18 protein-coding genes are annotated in these 19,525 nt (G+C 68.7%); 7 read left to right on the plus strand and 11 right to left on the minus strand.

From position 1 onward, the window contains the following. The first annotated feature begins 14 nt into the window (after nucleotides 1-14). Nucleotides 15-2,132 carry an acyl-CoA dehydrogenase family protein gene (locus tag SBI80_RS09965; protein ID WP_318974403.1) on the plus strand — a complete coding sequence of 706 codons (2,118 nt, stop codon included), beginning with the start codon at nucleotides 15-17 and terminating at the stop codon, nucleotides 2,130-2,132. Nucleotides 2,133-2,141: 9 nt separating this feature from the next. Here the strand turns inward: SBI80_RS09965 and SBI80_RS09970 are convergent, their stop codons facing one another. After that, nucleotides 2,142-2,687, minus strand: coding sequence for a hypothetical protein (locus SBI80_RS09970; protein ID WP_318974287.1), 546 nt, complete (start codon nucleotides 2,685-2,687; stop codon nucleotides 2,142-2,144). Nucleotides 2,688-2,727: 40 nt separating this feature from the next. Next, nucleotides 2,728-3,795 carry a 2Fe-2S iron-sulfur cluster-binding protein gene (locus SBI80_RS09975; protein WP_318974288.1) on the minus strand — a complete coding sequence of 356 codons (1,068 nt, stop codon included), beginning with the start codon at nucleotides 3,793-3,795 and terminating at the stop codon, nucleotides 2,728-2,730. A 182-nt stretch (nucleotides 3,796-3,977) separates the two neighbouring features. Between SBI80_RS09975 and hsaA the strand changes: the two genes are divergently transcribed. Genes hsaA through hsaB form a run of 4 tightly spaced genes read left to right on the plus strand, consistent with a single transcriptional unit; the run spans nucleotide 3,978 to nucleotide 7,538 of the window. Next, on the plus strand, nucleotides 3,978-5,162 hold the full coding sequence (gene hsaA / locus SBI80_RS09980) for a 3-hydroxy-9,10-secoandrosta-1,3,5(10)-triene-9,17-dione monooxygenase oxygenase subunit (RefSeq protein WP_318974289.1): 1,185 nt from the start codon (nucleotides 3,978-3,980) through the stop codon (nucleotides 5,160-5,162). Continuing rightward, nucleotides 5,162-6,064, plus strand: coding sequence for a 4,5:9,10-diseco-3-hydroxy-5,9,17-trioxoandrosta-1(10),2-diene-4-oate hydrolase (gene hsaD, locus SBI80_RS09985; RefSeq protein WP_318974290.1), 903 nt, complete (start codon nucleotides 5,162-5,164; stop codon nucleotides 6,062-6,064). The genes hsaA and hsaD overlap by 1 nt, the downstream gene beginning before the upstream one ends. Beyond that, nucleotides 6,061-6,960, plus strand: coding sequence for an iron-dependent extradiol dioxygenase HsaC (gene hsaC / locus SBI80_RS09990; RefSeq protein WP_318974291.1), 900 nt, complete (start codon nucleotides 6,061-6,063; stop codon nucleotides 6,958-6,960). The genes hsaD and hsaC overlap by 4 nt, the downstream gene beginning before the upstream one ends. Before the next feature lie 11 nt (nucleotides 6,961-6,971). Then, nucleotides 6,972-7,538, plus strand: coding sequence for a 3-hydroxy-9,10-secoandrosta-1,3,5(10)-triene-9,17-dione monooxygenase reductase subunit (gene hsaB / locus SBI80_RS09995; RefSeq protein ID WP_318974292.1), 567 nt, complete (start codon nucleotides 6,972-6,974; stop codon nucleotides 7,536-7,538). Nucleotides 7,539-7,631: 93 nt separating this feature from the next. Here hsaB and SBI80_RS10000 read toward each other — a convergent pair whose 3' ends face one another. The 3 genes from SBI80_RS10000 to SBI80_RS10010 are packed head-to-tail and all read right to left on the minus strand — an operon-like array spanning nucleotide 7,632 to nucleotide 10,209. Further along, the gene (locus SBI80_RS10000) at nucleotides 7,632-8,411 is read right to left on the minus strand and encodes an alpha/beta hydrolase (RefSeq protein WP_318974293.1); all 780 of its coding nucleotides are present in this window, start codon (nucleotides 8,409-8,411) and stop codon (nucleotides 7,632-7,634) included. A gap of 44 nt (nucleotides 8,412-8,455) precedes the next feature. After that, the gene (locus tag SBI80_RS10005; RefSeq protein ID WP_318974294.1) at nucleotides 8,456-9,235 is read right to left on the minus strand and encodes an alpha/beta fold hydrolase; all 780 of its coding nucleotides are present in this window, start codon (nucleotides 9,233-9,235) and stop codon (nucleotides 8,456-8,458) included. 26 nt (nucleotides 9,236-9,261) lie between these two features. After that, nucleotides 9,262-10,209 carry a LysR family transcriptional regulator gene (locus SBI80_RS10010; protein WP_318974295.1) on the minus strand — a complete coding sequence of 316 codons (948 nt, stop codon included), beginning with the start codon at nucleotides 10,207-10,209 and terminating at the stop codon, nucleotides 9,262-9,264. A gap of 91 nt (nucleotides 10,210-10,300) precedes the next feature. On the opposite strand from SBI80_RS10010, the gene SBI80_RS10015 reads away from it, so the two are divergent. Both SBI80_RS10015 and SBI80_RS10020 read left to right on the plus strand, forming a co-directional pair. Beyond that, nucleotides 10,301-11,650, plus strand: coding sequence for an MFS transporter (locus SBI80_RS10015; RefSeq protein WP_318974296.1), 1,350 nt, complete (start codon nucleotides 10,301-10,303; stop codon nucleotides 11,648-11,650). Continuing rightward, a complete protein-coding gene (locus SBI80_RS10020; RefSeq protein WP_318974297.1) occupies nucleotides 11,647-12,393 on the plus strand; it encodes a 3-hydroxybutyrate dehydrogenase in 747 nt (248 codons plus the stop codon). The genes SBI80_RS10015 and SBI80_RS10020 overlap by 4 nt, the downstream gene beginning before the upstream one ends. 4 nt (nucleotides 12,394-12,397) lie before the next feature. Here the strand turns inward: SBI80_RS10020 and SBI80_RS10025 are convergent, their stop codons facing one another. From SBI80_RS10025 to fadD3, 6 genes are read right to left on the minus strand one after another with little or no spacing between them, the layout of a single operon-like run. After that, on the minus strand, nucleotides 12,398-13,567 hold the full coding sequence (locus tag SBI80_RS10025) for a pyridoxal phosphate-dependent aminotransferase (RefSeq protein WP_318974298.1): 1,170 nt from the start codon (nucleotides 13,565-13,567) through the stop codon (nucleotides 12,398-12,400). A 33-nt stretch (nucleotides 13,568-13,600) separates the two neighbouring features. Beyond that, on the minus strand, nucleotides 13,601-14,881 hold the full coding sequence (locus tag SBI80_RS10030; RefSeq protein WP_318974299.1) for an HNH endonuclease: 1,281 nt from the start codon (nucleotides 14,879-14,881) through the stop codon (nucleotides 13,601-13,603). A gap of 31 nt (nucleotides 14,882-14,912) precedes the next feature. After that, nucleotides 14,913-15,854: an acyl-CoA dehydrogenase IpdE2 gene (gene ipdE2, locus SBI80_RS10035; protein ID WP_318974300.1), complete on the minus strand. Its 942-nt coding sequence runs from the start codon at nucleotides 15,852-15,854 to the stop codon at nucleotides 14,913-14,915. Then, a complete protein-coding gene (locus SBI80_RS10040; RefSeq protein WP_318974301.1) occupies nucleotides 15,851-16,810 on the minus strand; it encodes an acyl-CoA dehydrogenase family protein in 960 nt (319 codons plus the stop codon). Before SBI80_RS10040 ends, ipdE2 begins: the two co-directional genes overlap by 4 nt. A gap of 9 nt (nucleotides 16,811-16,819) precedes the next feature. Then, nucleotides 16,820-17,953 carry an acyl-CoA dehydrogenase family protein gene (locus SBI80_RS10045; RefSeq protein ID WP_318974302.1) on the minus strand — a complete coding sequence of 378 codons (1,134 nt, stop codon included), beginning with the start codon at nucleotides 17,951-17,953 and terminating at the stop codon, nucleotides 16,820-16,822. Continuing rightward, nucleotides 17,953-19,479: a 3-((3aS,4S,7aS)-7a-methyl-1,5-dioxo-octahydro-1H-inden-4-yl)propanoate--CoA ligase FadD3 gene (fadD3, locus tag SBI80_RS10050; protein ID WP_318974303.1), complete on the minus strand. Its 1,527-nt coding sequence runs from the start codon at nucleotides 19,477-19,479 to the stop codon at nucleotides 17,953-17,955. The genes SBI80_RS10045 and fadD3 overlap by 1 nt, the downstream gene beginning before the upstream one ends. Nucleotides 19,480-19,525 lie beyond the last annotated feature (46 nt).

Consider the following 19,525-nt stretch of genomic DNA (forward strand, 5'->3'; position numbering starts at 1 on the left):
CTCATACGGGTGCGGTGTCGGCGACGATCACCGAAGAGCAGTTTGCTGCGCGGGAGTTGGTTCGCGGTTGGGGGGCCTCCTCCGGCGCGATCGCGGCGGTCCGCGCCGTCGAGCAGGGCGACCCGGATGCCTGGCGCCCGGTGTACGACGGCCTGGCCGAGCTCGGCATCTTCGGGGTCGCCGTGCCGGAGGAGCTCGGCGGCGCGGGGGCTGGTGTCGAGGACCTCTGCGTGATGATCGACGAGGCGGCCGCCGCCCTGGTGCCCGGCCCGGTGGCGACGACGGCGCTGGCGACGCTGGTCGTCACCGACGAGAAGACGCTCGACGCCCTGATCTCCGGCCGGCGCACCGCGGGCGTCGCGCTCGCGGCGGACATCGCGTTCGATGGGACCACCGCGACCGGTACGGCGAAGTTCGTGCTTGGCGGTCTGGTCGACGGGATCCTGGTGCTGCCCGCGGGACGGGACTGGATCTACGTCGATGCCAACGATCCCGGCGTGACGGTGCAGACCCTGGGCGCTACCGACTTCTCGCGTCCGCTGGCGAGTGTGGACCTGGCGTCGGCCCCGGCCACCAGGATCGACCTTCCCCACCAACGGGTCGTCGACCTCACGGCCACCGTGCTGGCGGCCGAGGCCGCCGGCCTGGCCCGCTGGTTCCTGGGCGTCGCCGCCGACTACGCCAAGGTGCGCGAGCAGTTCGGCAAGCCGATCGGCAGCTTCCAAGCGGTCAAGCACATGTGCGCCGAGATGCTGCTGCGGTCTCAGCAGATCGACGTCGCCGCTGCGGACGCCGCCGGCGCCGTCGCCGATGGGCAGCCCGACCAGCTGTCGATCGCCACCGCCGTCGCCTCGGCCATCGGCATCGAGGCGGCGAAGGTCAACGCGCGCGATTGCATCCAGGTGCTGGGTGGCATCGGCATCACCTGGGAGCACGACGCTCACCTCTTCCTGCGCCGGGCCTACGCCAACGCGCAGTTCCTCGGCGGTCGGGCGAAGTGGTTGCGCCGCAGCGCCAGTCTGACGCGCGACGGGGTCCGCCGGCACCTGCACGTCGACGTCACCGAAGCCGAGGACACACGTCCGGAGATCGCCGCGGCGGTCGCCACGATCGCCGCCTTGCCCGAGGACCAACGTCAGCCCGCGCTCGCCGAGACGGGTCTGATGGCCCCGCACTGGCCAAAGCCATACGGCCGCAGTGCATCTCCAGCCGAGCAGCTGGTCATCGATCAGGAACTCGCGGCGGCCGGCGTGGTGCGGCCCGACATCTCGATCGGGTGGTGGGCGGCCCCGACGATCCTCGAACACGGCACGCCCCAGCAGATCGAGCGCTTCATCCCTCCGACGCTGACCGGCGAGCTGTACTGGTGCCAGCTGTTCAGCGAGCCGGGTGCGGGTTCGGACCTTGCGTCCTTGCGCACCAAGGCAATTCGTGCCCAGGACGGAGGCCGGTCGGGCTGGAAGTTGACCGGCCAGAAGGTGTGGACCTCCAACGCCCACCGCGCGGACTGGGGCGTCTGCCTGGCGCGCACCAACCCCGACGCACCAAAGCATCGGGGCATCACCTACTTCCTGGTCGACATGCGCTCGCCGGGCATCGACATCCGTCCGCTGCGTGAGATCACCGGCGAGAACCTGTTCAACGAGGTCTTCTTCGACGACCTGTTCGTGCCCGACGACATGGTGGTCGGGCCCGTCGACGGCGGGTGGCCGCTGGCACGGACCACGCTGGCCAACGAACGCGTCGCGATGGCCTCGGGCGGTGCGCTCGACAAGGGCATGGAGCACCTCCTCGACGTCGTCGGCGACCACGAACTCGACGCCGCCGAGTCCGAGCGCCTCGGGGTGCTCATCGTGGCTGCACAGGTCGGAGCGTTGTTGGACCGGCTGATCGCGCAGCTGGCGGTCGGCGGTCGCGATCCGGGTGCGGCGTCGAGTGTGCGCAAGCTGATCGGCGTGCGATACCGGCAGTCGCTGGCCGAGGTCATCATGGAGTTCGGCGACGGCTCGGGCATCGTGGACTCGCCGGACGTGCGCTACTTCCTCAACACGCGGTGTCTGTCGATCGCCGGTGGTACCGAACAGATCCTGCTGACCGTGGCGGGAGAGCGACTGCTGGGGCTGCCGCGCTAGTTCCGTGCCTCAGGCGTAGGTGGTCTGGGCGCAGGCGTCCGGCGAGGTGAGATTCACGTTCGCGTAGACGATTTGGATGTGCGCGCACACGATGTAGTTGGAGTCGGTCCTCGGCTGGCCGGTGCTCCAGTCGACCGTGCGCGTGTTGCCGTGCAGTGTGAACTTCTCCGGCGGGCCACCGCCGAAGTACACCGTCGCGAACTCGACCGGCCCGATCGACTTGAACATCCGGGTGTTGGGGGCGTCGAAGTCGGAGTCCAGGTAGACCAGCCGATTCGACGTCCGCAGCGTGGTGGTCTGCTTGGCGTAGAAGTCGGGCGGGAACCCCGTCGGGCCGTCGGGGGTGAGGAAGTCCGCGGTCGTCGTGAAGTAGCACTGGTTGTCGGCCTTCACGCAGTTCGCCGTGGCGTGCATCTCGAGGGTGTTGACGTCGTCGACGGGAATCGAGGAGGTGGCCGTGTTCTCGGCCGCGACCGCGGGGGCGGCCGGGGTGAGGATGCCGAGCGTCAGCACCGTGGCCGACCCGGCCAAGAGACTTCCAGCCAACCGCTTCACAGGCTTCTCCCAAGGATTTCAGCGAATGCTAGCCCGTTGGTCATTCGTCGTAGGTGACTTCGACCGAATCGGACTTCGGCCTCGCCTGGCAAGCCAGGATCAAGCCCTCCTCGAGATCGGACGCCTCGAGGACGTCGTTGACCTCCATGTCCACGTCGCCGGTCTTGACCAGGACCGCGCAAGCGCCACAGTGTCCCTCGCGGCAGGAGAACGGCGCGTCGAGGCCCTTGTCGAGCAGGACGTCGAGCAGTTTCGCGCTGCGCGGCCAGCGCACCTGTTGGGTGGTCCCGTCGAGGGTGACCACCGCCGTCGCCGGTCCCGCGTCGTCGTCATCCTCGGTGATGACGACCGCAGCAAACGGATCGGACTCCAGTGACTTGAACACCTCGATGTGCACGCGCCCCGGCGCGGCCCCCGCCGCGAGCAGGGCCTGTTCGGCGGCGACCATGAACGGACCGGGGCCGCAGATGAAGGCCTCGCGGTCGGCGTGGGGTGCCACGAGACCGCCGAGGGCGGCTGCACCGGGCAACCCCTGCACGCTCTCGAGCCAGTGCACGACGGTGAGGCGATCCGGATGCTTGGCCGCCAGATCGCGCAGCGCGCCGGCGAAGATCACCGACTTCTCGTCGCGATTGGCGTAGATCAGCGTGACGTTGCCCGAGCCCTCCGACAGCGCGGACTTCAGGATGGCCATCATCGGGGTGATGCCGCTGCCCGCCGCCAGCAGCAGGAAGTCGGTGTCGAGGGTCTTTGGTACGAACGTGCCCGACGGGGCGAGGACGTGCAGGCGCATGCCGGCGTGGGCGTTGTCGCACAGCCAGTTGGACGCGTATCCCCCCGCGGTGCGCTTGACCGTGACGGTCAGGGCTTCGTCGGTGAAGGGTGAGCTGGACAGCGAGTAGCAGCGGGCCACCGAGCCGGTCCGGTCGCTGGGCACCCGCAGGGTGAGGAACTGGCCTGGGGCGTGGCGCAACCGCTCGGGCGGGATGGTCGGCCCGTCGGGGCCGTCGGGGACCTTGAAGACCAGCGAACGTGCGTCGGCGGTCTCGTCGACGACATCGGCCAGCTGCAGCTCGAGCACGTGGGTGCCGAGCGGCTCGTCCGTCACGATCGATCCTCCATCAGTCGAGAGCCTCCATGCCGCCGCACCGGGCCAAAACTAGAACAGGTTACAAAAACAGACTTTCGCAGGTCTAGCCGCCGTAGGGAAGCCATACTCGACACAAATCGTAACGTGTTCTAATCTTTGTCTAGATCCCCATATCGGCCCACACCGTCCGGAGGCACCCAGTGACGTCCATTGAACAACGAGACGTGCAGTCGGTACTAGCTGGCATCGACGATTTGCTTCCGCTGATCAGCAAGCGGGCCCAGGCCGCCGAGGATTTGCGCCGCATTCCCGACGAGACGATCGCCGACCTCGACGCCGCCGGCTTCTTCAAGCTGCTGCAGCCCGAGCAGTGGGGCGGCCTGCAGTGCGACCCGACCTTCTTCTACGAGGCGGTCCGCCGGCTCGGCAGCGCCTGCGGCTCGACCGGCTGGGTGAGCTCGATCATCGGGGTGCACAACTGGCACCTCGCCCTGTTCGATCAGCAAGCGCAGGAAGAGGTATGGGGCGAGGACCCGACGGTGCGGGTGTCGTCGTCGTATGCCCCGATGGGTGCGGGCGTCGTGGTGGACGGCGGCTACCTCGTCAGCGGCGCCTGGCAGTGGTCCTCCGGGTGTGACCACGCGACCTGGGCCTTCCTTGGCGGGCCGGTCATCAAGGACGGCAAGCCCGTCGACTTCGGCAGCTTCCTGATTCCTCGCAGCGAGTACCGGATCGACGACGTGTGGCACGTGGTCGGCCTGAAGGGCACCGGCAGCAACACCGTCGTCGTCAAGGACGTGTTCGTGCCCCGCCATCGGTTCCTGTCCTACAAGTCCATGAACGACCGCACCGCGGGCGGTCTGGCGAACAACACCGCACCGGTGTACAAGATGCCTTGGGGCACAATGCATCCCACCACCATCACCGCGCCCATCATGGGCATGGCCTACGGAGCCTATGACGCCCACGTCGAGCATCAGGGCAAGCGCGTGCGGGCCGCCTTCGCCGGCGAGAAGTCCAAGGACGATCCATTCGCCAAGGTGCGCATCGCCGAGGCCGCCAGTGACATCGATGCCGGCTGGCGTCAGCTGATCGGCAACGTCGGTGACGAGTACGCGCTACTCGAGGCGGGCAAGGAGATTCCGTTCGAGCTGCGGGCCCGGGCACGTCGCGACCAGGTGCGCGCCACGGCCCGCGCGATCTCGTCCATCGACCTGCTGTTCGAGGCGTCCGGTGCCACGGCGCTGGAGATCGACAAGCCGGTGCAACGCTTCTGGCGCGATGCCCACGCCGGCCGGGTGCACGCCGCCAACGAGCCGGAGCGGGCGTACCTGATCTTCGGAAACGAGGCGTTCGGCCTGCCGCCTGCGGACACGATGGTCTGATGACGTCGTTCGCCAAGGAAGTCGCGAACCAGCAGGAGGTCACCTTCGAGTCGACCTCTCGCTTCGCGCAGGTCCGCGAGGACATGCGGTTGCACTATCACGAAGCGGGCGTTGGCAATCCGCAGACCGTCGTGCTGCTGCACGGTGGCGGGCCGGGCGCTTCGAGCTGGTCGAACTTCTCGAAGAACATCGCAGTGCTGGCCCGTCACTTCCACGTGCTTGCCGTCGATCAGCCCGGCTACGGACTGTCGGACAAGCACACCGAACACGAGCAGTACAACCGCTATAGCGGCACTGCGCTGCTGAACCTGTTCGACCACCTCGGCATCGAACGCGCTGCGCTGGTGGGCAACTCGCTCGGCGGCGGCACCGCGGTGCGCTTCGCCCTCGACAATCCCAAGCGGGCCGGCCGGCTGGTGCTGATGGGTCCCGGCGGGCTGAGCGTTAACCTGTTCGCCCCGGATCCCACCGAGGGCGTCAAGTTGCTCGGCCGGTTCACCCAGCACCCGACGCGCGAGAACATGGAGAAGTTCCTGCGCATCATGGTCTACGACCAGAAGCTCGTCACCGAGGAACTGATCGACGAGCGCTTCGCGATCGCCAGCCAGCCCGAGTCGCTAGCCGCGGCCAGGGCGATGGGAAAGTCATTCGCGGGGGCCGACTTCGAGCTCGGCATGATGTGGCGTGACGTATACAAGCTGCGCCAGCCGACGCTGCTGATCTGGGGCCGGGAGGATCGGGTGAACCCGCTCGACGGCGCCCTGGTGGCGCTCAAGCAGATCCCCCGGGCCCAACTGCACGTCTTCGGCCAGTGTGGGCACTGGGCGCAACTGGAGAAGTTCGACGAGTTCAACGAGCTGACCGTCGACTTCCTGAGCGAGTCGAAGGAGGCACGCGCATGAGCATTCGGTCACTGGGATATCTGCGGCTCGAGGCCACCGACGTCGCGGCCTGGCGCGAGTACGCGCTCAAGGTGCTCGGCATGGTGGAGGGCAAGGGTGCCACCGATGGTGCGCTCTACCTGAGGATGGACGAATTCCCGGCCCGCCTGATCGTCGTCCCCGGTGAGCGGGACCGGTTGCTGCAGTCCGGTTGGGAGACCGCCAACGCCGAAGGGCTGCAGGACATCCGGAGCCGCCTGGACCTGGAGGGCACGCCGTACAAGGAGGCGACCGCCACCGAACTCGCCGACCGCAGAGTCGACGAGATGATCGTGTTCGACGACCCGTCCGGCAACACCCTGGAGGTGTTCCACGGTGTGGCACTCGAGCACCGCCGGGTCGTCAGCCCCTACGGGCACAAGTTCGTCACCGAGGAGCAGGGGCTGGGCCACGTGGTCCTGACCACCCGCGACGACGCCGAGTCGCTGCACTTCTACCGCGACGTGCTCGGCTTCAAACTGCGTGACTCGATGCGGCTGCCGCCGCAGCTCGTCGGCCGCGAGGCGGGCGATCCCCCGGCGTGGCTGCGATTCTTCGGGGTCAACCCGCGCCATCACAGTCTGGCGTTCATGCCGGGGGAGACGCCCAGCGGCATCGTGCACTTGATGATGGAGGTGGAGGGCAGCGACGACGTCGGCCTCTGCCTGGATCGCGCGCTGCGTCGCAAGGTGCCGATGTCGGCGACCCTTGGCCGGCACGTCAACGACAAGATGCTCTCGTTCTACATGAAGACCCCGGGCGGATTCGACGTCGAATTCGGTTGTGAGGGACTCGAAGTCGAGGACAACGGTTGGGTGGCACGAGAGAGCACCGCAGTCAGCCTGTGGGGCCACGACTTCAGCGTCGGCTTCAAGTAGGCATCCCGGCGATGAGTGCGCAGGCCATCGATTCGCGCACGTTCCGCCACGTGCTCGGCCAGTTCTGTACCGGCATCACCATCATCACCACCGTGCACGACGACGTGCCCGTCGGCTTCGCCTGCCAGTCGTTCGCCGCCCTGTCCCTCGACCCGCCCATGGTGCTGTTCTGCCCCACCAAGGTGTCCCGGTCATGGCAGGCGATCGAGGCCAGCGGGAAGTTCTGCGTCAACGTGCTGCACGAGAACCAGAAGGACGTGTCCGCGCGCTTCGGCTCCAGGGAGCCCGACAAGTTCGCCGGGGTCGACTGGAGTCCGTCGCCACTCGGTTCGCCGGTGATCGGCGGGACGCTCGCTCACATCGACTGCACGGTGGCCTCCGTGCACGACGGCGGCGACCACTTCGTGGTGTTCGGGGCGGTGCACTCCTTGTCGGAGGTGCCGAAGACCAAGCCGCGCCCGCTGCTGTTCTACCGCGGGGAGTACACCGGCATCGAGCCGGACAAGACGACGCCCGCGCAGTGGCGCGACGACCTCGACGCCTTCCTCACCTCCACCACCGCCGACACCTGGCTATAGCTCACCGGGCGGGGGGGAAACACACGCGTGTAATTCATCCACACTGTGCACAACCGCTGTGGATGAACGAAGTCTTGGCTGCTCAATCGATGTTCACAGCCGATCCAGCACGAATGTGCTGATTCGCGAGGCGATCTCGCGGTGGGTGACGTCATTGAGGATGTCGTGACCGCCGCCGGGGATCTCGACCAGCGACAGCGCCTCGATCTGCTCGGCGTAGGCCCGCACGGCGCCGACGGGGGCGATCGGATCGTTCTCGCCGTGCACCGCCAGCGCCGCCACGGTCAGGCCGGGCAGCCGCGCGCCGAGGCCGTCCCACACGCGGTCCAGCTCCCGCGCCAGTGGCCCGCCGTCGGCGTCGACGAAGGCCAGCGGATCGTTCTCGATGGCGTCGAGGTAGAAGGGATCGGCCGACAACTGGGTGGGGGCGATCTCGAACGTCGAGTCGGCGTCGACGAGCCCGGGCACCGGGACCAGTGGCGCGCCGGAGACCACTGCGGCGCGATAGGGGCCGGCAGCGGTCTGCGGGCCGTCCAGCAGTTTCCACAGCGTCGCCGCCGCGCCGAAGGAATGTCCCTGCGCGACGAACGGAAGGTCCGGCGTCTCGGCGGCCGCCAACTCGGCGAGGCGGTCGGCCAGGCCGATGCTGGCCTCCAGTGACCGGAAGTCACCCCGCTCGCCGGGGGTCAGGCCGTGGCCGAACTGGTCGACGGCCCACAGGTCGATGCCCGCCGCGTTGAGGGCGAAGCCGTAGCGGTGGTAGAGGCCCGTGTGCTCACCGAAGCCGTGCAGGAAGATGATTGCGGCCCGGGGGTTCTCGGCGGCCCAGTGGCGGTAGTACGCCCGGCCGTCTTCGGTGTCGAGGAATGGCATGTGCAGACTTCAGCAGGCGGGCGGACGTCCCGCAAGAATTCCACTCAGCGATCCTCGATGGTGTCGAGGATCAACTGGATCGTCTGCTCGGGCTGGTCCCAGTGCGGGAAGTGGCCGCAGTCGGAGAACCAGTGCAGGGTCGCGTCGGGGAAGAGCTGGATTGCCCGCCGGGCCTCGCTGGGTGGCGTCACGCGATCCTTGCGTCCCCACCCGATGACGACGCGTCCGGTGAGCGAGCCGGCCGGTGCGCCCTCCTGCTTGGGTCCGTGAACCAGCGCGTGCACGGCCGCGTCGAGGCTCGGCGACGAGGCGAAGTTGCGCAGCTCGCGCAGGACCAGGTCGCGGTCGAGCTTCCACGGCGCGGCCGAGAACTGCAGCAGCAGCGCGGTGCGACCGAGTGCCGTGCCCGTCACCGCGGGCAGGAGCGGTTGGATGCGCTTGACCAGGGCGAGCGAGGGCCCGACGGTCGCGCCGAAGATCTTGACCTGGCGATCGGTCCAGAATCCCCCGGGATCCAAGGCGACCACGTTGCCGCGGTGGCCGCGTCGCGCCAACTCCAGCGCCATCCGCGCGCCCATCGAACTCCCGACGACGTCGACGTCGCCCAGCTCGTGTTCGGCGATGAACCCCGAGACGGCATCGGTCAGGGTGGCCACCGTGACCTCGCCGGTGAGCGGCGGGGTCTGCCCGAAACCAGGGAGGTCGACCGCCAGCACGGTGCGGTGCCGGGCGAGGGCCGGGACGATCGGATCCCAGTTGCGCAGGTTGGAGATGCCGTGGACGAGCAGCAGTGGTTTTCCGGATCCGCTCTGGACGAAGTGCACGAGGGTCGGTTACCCGCCGGGTGTGCTCAGGAACCAATTCCCAGGAGCGCGTCGCGCTGGTCTGCCATCCGCGCCCGGATGGCCGCGGTCAGTGCGGCGACCTCGGGTCTGCGCAGGGTTTCGGTGCGCGCCACCAGCCAGTAGGTCAGCAGCAGGCCGACCTCGCCGGGCAGGACGCGCACCAGGTCGTCGTGCCGGTCGGCCATGAAGCACGGCAGCAGCCCCAGGCCGGCGGCCGCGCGCGTGGCCTCGACGTGGACGAAGACGTTGGTGGAGGTGACCGACTCCCGCATGCCGGGGGCGAAGGTCCTGGCCAGGTCGAGATCGTCGACCTGCAGCATCGAGTCGATGAAGTAGACCAGCGGGTGGCGGGCCAACTGGGCTCGCGAGGACGGTACGCCGTTGCGGTCCAGGTACTCACGGGAGCCGTAGAGGCCCAGGCGGTAGTCGCCGAGCCGGGCGGCCTCGGCGCGGTGGACCTGTGGTTCACCGACGACGACCTCGATGTCCAGTCCCGATCGGTGCTGGGTGGCCCGCCGCGTGGCGGCGACGATCTCGACGGTGACGCCGGGGTGGCGTTGCCGCACGCGAGCGGCCGCCGGGGCGGCGATGTAGGCGCTGAATCCGTCGGTGGCCGACATTCGCACCACGCCCTCCAGCTCCCGCGATCCGGCCGGTCCGGTCAGGGAACGCAGGGCGGCCTCGACGGCCTCGGCGGCTGCGAGCGCCTCCCTACCGAGCTCCGTGAGTTCCCACCCGCCGGCGGCGCGGGCCAGCAGCCTGCCCCCCACCGACTGTTCCAGCGCGGCGATGCGCCGGGAGATGGTGGTGTGGTTGAGGCCCAGTTCGTCGGCGGCGGTGACGAAGCGCCCGGAGCGGCCGACCGCCAGCAGGACCAGCAGGTCGTCGGCGCTGAGCTTGGGCGTCTCGGGCATATCTGCATTTTTGCAGAGCCGTGCTGCACCGTTGGCCATTGCGGTGTAAGTCGAGGTGCAGGAATACTCAGAACCGGGTGTGGGGCGCGTCACAATGCGTCTTTCGTGTGAGGCGTGGAGGGAGAGTCCGATGGGCAAACCGATTCCGACGGGGTTGCGACGGGTCGTCGCCGCCTCGATGGCGGGCACGGTCGTCGAGTGGTACGAGTTCTTCCTCTACGGCACCGCGGCCACGCTCGTGTTCAGCAAGGTCTTCTTCGCCCCGTCGACGAGCGACCTCGACGCCATCCTCGCGGCCTTCGTCACCTATGCGGTCGGCTTCATCGCCCGCCCGCTGGGCGGGGTGGTCTTCGGGCACTACGGCGACAAGTACGGCCGCAAGAAGCTGCTGCAGTTCAGCCTGCTGCTGGTCGGTGCCGCCACCTTCCTGATGGGCTGTCTTCCGACGTTCGGCCAGATCGGCTACTGGGCACCGGCGCTGCTGGTGACGCTGAGGTTCATCCAGGGATTCGCCGTCGGCGGGGAGTGGGGCGGAGCGGTCCTGCTGGTGGCCGAGCACAGCCCCAATCGAGAGCGCGGGTTCTGGGCCAGCTGGCCGCAAGCTGGGGTGCCGGCGGGCAACCTGCTCGCCACCATCGTGCTGCTGGTGCTCACCACGACGCTGTCGGACGCCGCGTTCCTGTCCTGGGGCTGGCGGGTGGCGTTCTGGCTGTCGGCCGTGGTGGTGCTCATCGGGTACTACATCAGGACCAAGGTGACCGACGCGCCGATCTTCGTCGAGGCCCAGCGCGAAGCCGAACGCGTCAAGGCCACGTCCTTCAGCGTGCTGGAGGTGCTCAAGCGGTACCCGCGGGGCGTCTTCACCGCGATGGGCCTGCGCTTTGGCGAGAACATCATGTACTACCTGGTCGTCACGTTCTCCATCACCTACCTCAAGGTGCAGGTTGGGGCCGACACCAGCTCGATCCTCTGGTACCTGCTCGTCGCGCACGCGGTGCACTTCGCGGTGATTCCGTTGGTGGGCAAGCTCGCCGACCACTTCGGCAGGCGCCCGGTGTACTTCACCGGTGCGGCGCTGGGTGCCACGTGGGGCTTCTTCGCCTTCCCGATGATGAACAGTGGCAACTACGTCGTCGTCACCGCGGCGGTCACCATCGGGCTGGTGATCCACGCCATCATGTACGCACCGCAGCCGGCCCTGATGGCCGAGATGTTCCCGACCAGGATGCGGTATTCCGGGGTGTCCCTTGGCTATCAGGTCACCTCGATCGTCGCGGGTTCGCTGGCGCCGATCATCGCGGTCAAGCTGCTCGAGGTCTATGACTCGTCGGTGCCGATTGCGCTGTACCTGGCGGCGGCGTGCGCGGTCACCCTGGTGGCGGTCGTGTTCAGTCGCGAGACCAAGGGCATCGACCTCAAGGCGCTCGACGTCGTCGACGCCGACGAGATCGATGCCGAGCGTCGGGCCGCGGTCGGATGAAGGACCTGAGCGGGCGCACCGCCCTCGTCACCGGCGGAGCCAGCGGCATCGGTGCGGCATGCGCAAGGGAACTCGCGGGCCGGGGTGCCGACGTGACCGTCGCCGACGTCGACGACGTGGCTGCCAAGTCGCTGGCCGAGGAGATCGGTGGAACTGCCTGGGCCGTAGATCTTCTCGACGTCGCCGGGCTGGAGGACCTACGGCTCGACTGCGACATCCTCGTCAACAACGCGGGCATTCAGACCGTGGCGGCCATCCCCGAGTTCGACCCGGGTCGCTTTCGTGCCATGCAGGCACTGATGGTGGAGGCGCCATTTCTGTTGATCCGCGCCGCGCTGCCGCACATGTACGACGAGGGCTTCGGCAGGGTCGTGAACGTCTCGTCGGTGCACGGGTTGCGGGCCTCGGAGTTCAAGGTCGCCTACGTCACCGCCAAGCACGCGCTCGAGGGACTGTCGAAGGTCACCGCGCTCGAAGGTGGTCCGAAGGGCGTGACCAGCAACTGCATCAATCCCGGTTACGTGCGAACGCCCTTGGTGACCAAGCAGATTGGCGATCAGGCGCACGCCCACGGCATTCCCGAGCAGCAGGTGCTCGAACAGATCCTGCTGTCGGAGAGTGCGATCAAGCGACTGGTCGAACCCGAGGAGGTGGCCTCGCTGGTCGGGTGGCTCGCATCGCCGAACGCGGGCATGGTGACCGGGGCGTCCTACACGATGGACGGCGGCTGGAGCGCGCGGTAGCGAGTCACCGCTGCGCGGTGAGCCAGGGCCCGAGGCGCGTCAACGCCTCGGCAATGTCGGTCGTGGCTCCGGCGAACGACATTCGCACGTACCCGCCACCGTGCACGGTGTCGAAGTCGATCCCGGGTGCAATCGCCACCCCGGTGTCGGCGAGCAGTCGGGCGCAGAAGTCCAGCGAGTCCGTCGAATACTCGGACACGTCGGCGTAGACGTAGAAGGCGCCATCGGCGGGGGCCAGCCGGGGGAGGCCGATCTCGGGAAGGCCGCGCAGCAGCATCTCGCGGTTGACGGCGTATCCCTCGACCAGCGCGTCGGCCTCGGCGATCGATTTCGGGTCGAAGGCCGCGACCGCCGCCAGCTGCGGAAGTGTCGGCGGGCAGATGGAGAAGTTGCCCGTCAACCGGTCGACCGCGCGATGCAGCGCAGGCGGCACCAGCAGCCATCCCAGCCGCCATCCGGTCATCGCGAAGTACTTCGAAAAGCTGTTCACCACAATGGCTTCGCGTGAGGTCTCCCACGCGCAACTGGTCTCAGGCGCACCCGGATACACCAGCCCGTGATAGATCTCGTCGCTCACCAGCTGAACACCCTGGGTCTCGCACCAGGTGGCGATCTCGGCCAGGTCACCCGCAGCGATGACGGTGCCGGTCGGATTGGCCGGACTGGCGAGCACCACGCCCCTGACCGGTGGCTCGATTGCCGCGATCATCTCGACCGTCGGCTGGAAGCGGGTATCGGGGCCGCACGGCAGCTCGACGACCTCGCAGCCCAGCGCCGCCAGGATGTTGCGGTAGCAGGGATAACCGGGGCTGGGGACGACGACGCGGTCGCCGACGTCGAAGCAGGCGAGGAAGGCGAGCAGGAAGCCGCCGGTCGAGCCCGTGGTGACGACGACGTCCTCAGGCTGGACGGTCACGCCGTAGCGTGCCAGATGGAAGTCCGCGATCGCCTCGCGCAGCTCCGGAATGCCTAGTGCGACGGTGTATCCCAAGTCATGCTCGGCCAGCGCGGTGGTCGCCGCGGCGCGGACTGGGGCGGGTGCCTGGGCGCTCGGTTGACCGGCGGACAGGTTGACCAGGTCACCATGGGTGCGCTGGCGCTCGGCGGCCGCGAGCCACACGTCCATCACGTAGAACGGCGGGATGCCGGCACGCAACGCGACGCGATCGCTCATGCCAGCCACGCTAGCGGGTCAGTGGAACCTTGATCACGCGGCGTGGTGCCCAGCGAGTCGGTCGCCGAGACGGATCTCGATACCGCTGGCCTTGATGGGGACCAGATCACCGAGGAGAGGCGGCGCCTTGGATCGGTGACGGTCACCGGTAGGAGTGATGAAGTCAGCGGTGTGCAGCCCATCGGCGTCACACCAGGTATGCACCCGCCAACCGGGAGCCTCCTTGGCGTAGTTGCAGGCCTCGCATTCCCCAAGGCCGTTCATCATGCTCGTCGGCCCACCGCGGGCATTGGGGGTGGCGTGGTCGGCGTGCCGGATCGGCGCGTCGCAGTAGGGGGTACGGCACGTGTCGTCGCGGACCGCGATGTAGCGGGCCATTCCCTTCGGGAACAACCGGGCTCTCGATTCCATCGCGATCAGCGCACCCGAGGTGGGGTGGCGGTACAGGCGGCGCACGGTGGCCCTGGAGCGTTCGTCGGTGGCGGCGTCGGCGGCCAGCCGGCAGGCGATCACGGCGGGGATCGGCCCATACCCCGGTACCCGCGCTGGGGCCGGGTCGCCACCGAGCAGCGTCTCATCGGTGATGACGAGTTCGACGGCGACTGGAGTCGCAACCTCGGCGGGTCGACCCGTGATGCGTTCGACCAGGGTGTCGGCCATGACCTGGCTCCGGCTGCGTCCGTCACCGTTGGCGGTTGCGGCCCTCGAGAGGCAGGCGTAGACCGAAACGCCCTGCGCCATCGGAAGAAGCGCCGTCACCCAGGTCATCGTGTCCGGTGCTGGTCTGATGCCGACGCGGCGCTCGGTCTCGGCGCGCGCCACACGGTCGACGACGGCACGAGGATCCAGTTCGTAGGCGATCGTCTTCGCATCGGCTTCGATCCGCTTGTCGCCCTTGCCTTCCAGGGCGCCTTGATCGGCGCACATCCTGACATCCAGTTCGCGGCGATCCTCGACGGTCAGGCAGGCCGACTCCCGCACGATCAGCGTGGCCCGCCATTCGGAGAGCAGCCCAGCCTTCAACGCGGCCAAGGTGTGGGGCATCTCGTGGACCAGTGCACGCGCGAAACCTAGGTGACGGCCCCCGCGGTGGGGTGAATCCCGGCGTGCCAGTGCGATCTCGCCGGCCAGGCCCTTGCCGCGCTTGGACGGGGGGACCCCGCGGGCGGTCTCGCGAGCGCGCCGCTTGCTGTCGAGCTCGGCGGTCAACACCGCCTGCTCGGCCGCGGCGGCCGACTTCGAGAGCTCGAGCGCAGAGATCCGCGAGATCAGCGCGGCTTCATCGCGCGCGCCGGCTTCGCCATCATCGAACATGAGTTCGATTCTGCCACGGACGACCGACAGGTCAGAGCACCTCGGACTCGAGCCGACGCAGATAGTCCCGCGGCGGCCCGAGCAGCTGGGCGCTGCCGTGCGCCCGCTTGAAGTAGAGCTGGATGTCGTACTCCCAGGTGATGGCGACACCACCGTGCATCTGGATGGCCTCGGCGGCGACGGCGCCGAATGCCTCGCTGGCCAGCACTCGGGCCAGGGCGGCCGAGCTGGGCGACGGCTCGGCGACCGCGTCGTCGACCACCGCCCGCGCCGACTGCACCAGGACGTAGAGATCGGCCATCCGATGCTTGAGCGCCTGGAAGCTGCCGATCGGGCGGCCGAACTGCACCCGCTCCTTCGTGTAGGCGACGGTCAGGTCGAGACACCTTGACGCAGCACCGATCTGTTCGGCCGCCAGCAGGATGGCGGCGAGGTCGGCGAGCCCCGGGTCCGGCCCGATCGCCGCGACGTCGCCGCCCGAGAGCCGGGCCAATCGCCGTGTCGGGTCCATCGTCACGACGGGGTCGACCGACACGTTGGTCCACCGGCTCAGGCGACCGTCCTCGGCGGTGACGACGACGTCGGCGACGTCACCGTTGAGCACGAAACCCGGATCGAAGACGACGGTGCCGATCGAGGTGCCCTCGGCCAGCCCCGCCAGGGCACCGGCGTCGGGCTCCTCGGCCGCCAGCAGCGCGAGCTCGGCGAGCGTCGTCCCCAGCAGGGGGGTGGGAACCAGGGCGCGCCCCAGCGTCTCGATGACGACGGCGGCGTCGGCCAATTCACCACCGGCCCCGCCCAGTTCCTCTGGGATGACGAGGGCGGCCGCACCGACCTGCTCGCACAGCAGCGTCCACAACGACTCGTCGTACCCGCGCTCGGACTCCATCGCACGCCGCACCGCCTCGGACGACGCGTGCTTCTCGACGATCGATGCGACGGTGTCGCGCAACATCTCCCGTTCTTCGCTCATGACGCCAAGGCCTCCAGGACGCGACGGCGGTGCCACGTCGGGTCGCCCCAGGCCGACCGCAGCGCCTGCACCCGCAGTAGCAACAGCGACAGGTCGTGCTCCTGGGTGTAACCGATCGCGCCGTGCACCTGAAGTGAGGTCCGCGCGGCCAGCAGTGCGGCGTCACCGGCGGCGGCCTTGGCGGCACTGACGTCGCGGGCGGTGTTGGGGGATGCGTCCCCGAGTGAAAGGGCGGCACCGTAGACCAGCGGCCTGGCCAGGTCGACGGCGATGTGCACGTCGGCGAGCCGATGCTTGACGGCCTGGTACGAGCCGATGATGCGGCCGAACTGACTGCGCTGCTTGGCATACTCGACCGAGCCGTCGAGCATCGCCTGGGCGGCGCCGATCAGCTGCGCGGCGGTGGCGAGCGCACCGAACTCGAAAGCCGTTGCCGTGTCGGTCTTCTGCACGGCGCCGGAGCCGGTCACGTCGAAGAGCCGCCGGGCCGGGTCGACCGACCGATGCTGCTCGCCCGCGCGTCCGTCGCGGACCCCGCCATCGACGGCCAGCAGGATCAGCCCCGCCGTGTCGGCGTCCACGGCGCGGGGGACGTGCGGTGGCATCGCGACGGTGGCGACCAGCTCGCCAGAGGCCAGGGCCGCGCCGCGGTCGTCGCCGGCGAGCAGGATCGGCGCGACGGCGATCGACTCGGTCACAGGACCCGGTACGCCGAAGCGGCCAAGGCGCTCGGCTGCCACCACCAGGTCGACCGGATGGGCGCCGATGCCGTCGTAGTCCTCCGGCACGGCCAGCGCCGTCACCCCGAGGTCGGCCAGCGTGGCCCACACCTTGCGGCCGGGTCCGGTGTCACCGGTGGACCAGGCGCGAATGGCGGCGGGTACGTCGGCGGCGGTGAGTGCACCGTCGATGCTGGCGGCGAAGTCGCGTTGCGATGCGTCTAGATCAAAGTGCACGTTGAACTCTCATTTCGGCTCCCGAGGCAGACCCAGCAGTCGCTCGGCGATGATGTTGCGCTGAATCTCGTTGGTGCCGGCGTAGATCGGGCCGCCGAGCGCAAACAGCAGACCGTCGGTCCAGGCGTCGTCGGCGAGTTCGGCGTCGGCGCCGCGAAGATCGAGGGCGGTCTGGTGCAGGTCGACGTCGAGATCGGACCAGAACACCTTGGTCACCGACGACTCGGCGCCGAGCTCACCGCCGCCGGCCAGGCGCGTCACCGTGCCAAAGGTGTGCAACCGGTAGGCCTGGGCCTTGATCCACGCGTCGGCGACCCGATCGGCGTAGGCGGGGTCGCGGTGGGATTGCCATGCCGCGACCAGCCTCTCGGCGGGAGCCAGGAACCGGGCCGGGCTGCGCAGCGACATGCCGCGTTCATTGCTCGACGTGCTCATCGCCGCCCGCCAGCCGTCGTCGACCGCACCGATGACGTCGTCGTCCGGCACGAAGACGTCGTCGAGGAAGACCTCCCCGAAGCCGGTGTCACCGCCGAGCTGGGCTATCGGCCGCACCGTGACGCCCTCGGCCCGCAGATCGAACATGAAGTAGGTCAGGCCCTTGTGCCGCTGAGCAGCCGGGTCGGAGCGGAACAGCCCGAAGGCCCTGTCGCCGAACGGCGCCCGCGAACTCCAGATCTTCTGGCCGTTGAGCTTCCAGCCGCCATCGGTCCTGGTGGCCGTCGAGCGCAGCGATGCCAGGTCGCTGCCGGAGTCGGGCTCCGACCAGGCCTGCGCCCAGATCTCCTCACCGCTGGCCATCTTGGGCAGCACGCGCATCCGCTGCTCCTCGGTGCCGTGGGCGAACAGCGTGGGGCCCAGCATCGAGGTGCCGTTGGCGCTGGCGCGTCCCGGCGCTCCTGCGCGAAAGTACTCCTCTTCGAACACGATCCACTGCAGCAGTGTCGCGTCGCGACCGCCGTACTTCTGCGGCCAGGCGATCACCGACAGTCCGGCGTCGAACAGCACCCGGTCCCAGCGCCGGTGCTGCTCGAATCCCTCGGCGGTGTCGTAGGACTTCGTCGGGAAGTGCGACCGGTTGGCCGCCAGGAAGTCGCGGACTTCGGTGCGGAATCCCTCGGTGGCATCGTCGAACGTTAGATCCATCACTTCAGCTCTCGCAGTTGAGGTTTGAGTACTTTCCCGCCAGAGTTGCGGGGCAGCACGTCCAGGAAGACGACCGAGCGCGGGGTCTTGAAGTTGGCCAGGTGCTCGCGGGCGTGGGCGATCACCGTCGCCTCGTCGAGCTCGGAGCCAGGCTTGCGGACGACGAACGCCTTGCCAACCTCGCCGAGTCGCGCGTCGGGTACGCCGATCACGGCGCTGTCGGCGACCCCGTCCAGGCGCGCCAGCACCTGCTCGATCTCGGCCGGATAGACGTTGAACCCGCCGCAGATGTACATGTCCTTGAGGCGGTCGGTGATGCTCAGGTTGCCCCTGGCGTCGAGCCTTCCGACGTCACCGGTGTGCAGCCATCCATCGGCGTCGATGGCCGCCGCGGTCGCCTCGGGGTCGTCGAGATACCCCAGCATCACGTTCGGGCCGCGCAGCAGCACCTCGCCCTCATCGGCCCCGTCGATCCGCAACTCGAAGTCCGCGATCGGCCGGCCGCACGTCGTCGCGACCGTTACCGCGTCGTCGTCGGCCCGGCACATGGTGCCGAATCCGCTTGCCTCCGTGAGACCGTAGGCCGTCAGGACGATGTCGATGTCGAGTTCGCCCTGCATCCGCTCGATCAACACCACCGGCACTACGGCCGCGCCGGTTACCGCGAATCGCAATGAGGTTAGGTCGTAGTCGACGCGCTTGGGGTGGTCGAGCAGGGTCTGATAGATGGTGGGCGGGCCGGGCAGCACGGTGATGCGCTGGTCCTGTACCGCCTGCATGGCCTGCTCGGGATCGAAGGTGAGCTGCGGGATCAGCGTCGCGCCGGTCTGAAGGCACGCCAGGATCCCGGCCTTGTAGCCGAAGTTGTGGAAGAACGGGTTGATGCAGAGGTAGCGGTCGGCGCTGGTGAGCTCGCCGCAGGCGGCCCACGCGGCGGGGGCGTCGAGTGACTGCCGGTGCGCGCACAGCACGCCCTTGCTGCGCCCGGTGGTCCCGGAGGTGAACAGGACGTCCGACACGTCGTCCGGCGTGACCGCGGCGGCTCGCGCGTCGGCCGCATCGAGATCGGTTCCGCGCGCGATGAACTCGTCCCACGTGCCGTCGGACTCTTCGATCGGTACCCGCACCACGTGCCGCAGCGCGGGCAGTGCGGCCCGGTCGAGTTCGGCGGTCCGATCGGTGCCGAGGAAGCGGCCCATCCCGATCAGCAGCGGGGTTTGGGTGCGGGCGAGGATGTCGGTCGCCTCGCTGGCGGTGTAGCGCGTATTGAGCGGCACCACGACGGCGCCGGCGTAGTGGGTGGCCAGGCAGGCGACCACCCAGTGCCACGTGTTGGGGGACCAGATGGCGACGCGGTCACCGGCCTGCACGCCGAGGGTGATCATCGCCGCGGCGGCTCGTCGCACCTCGGTCCTCAGCTCGGCGTAGGTGAGGCTCCGGTCTTCGGTGACGAGTGCGGGATGGTCGGAGAATTCGTCGCTGATCCGGTCCAGGACCCCGGGAATGGTCCTCGGATGGGGCATCATCGACTCCCTCTAACAAAGCAAGTGCTTGGTAGGTTAGCCTACAGGG

Origin of the sequence: Mycolicibacterium sichuanense (genome assembly GCF_033741125.1) — a bacterium.
Taxonomy (GTDB): domain Bacteria; phylum Actinomycetota; class Actinomycetes; order Mycobacteriales; family Mycobacteriaceae; genus Mycobacterium.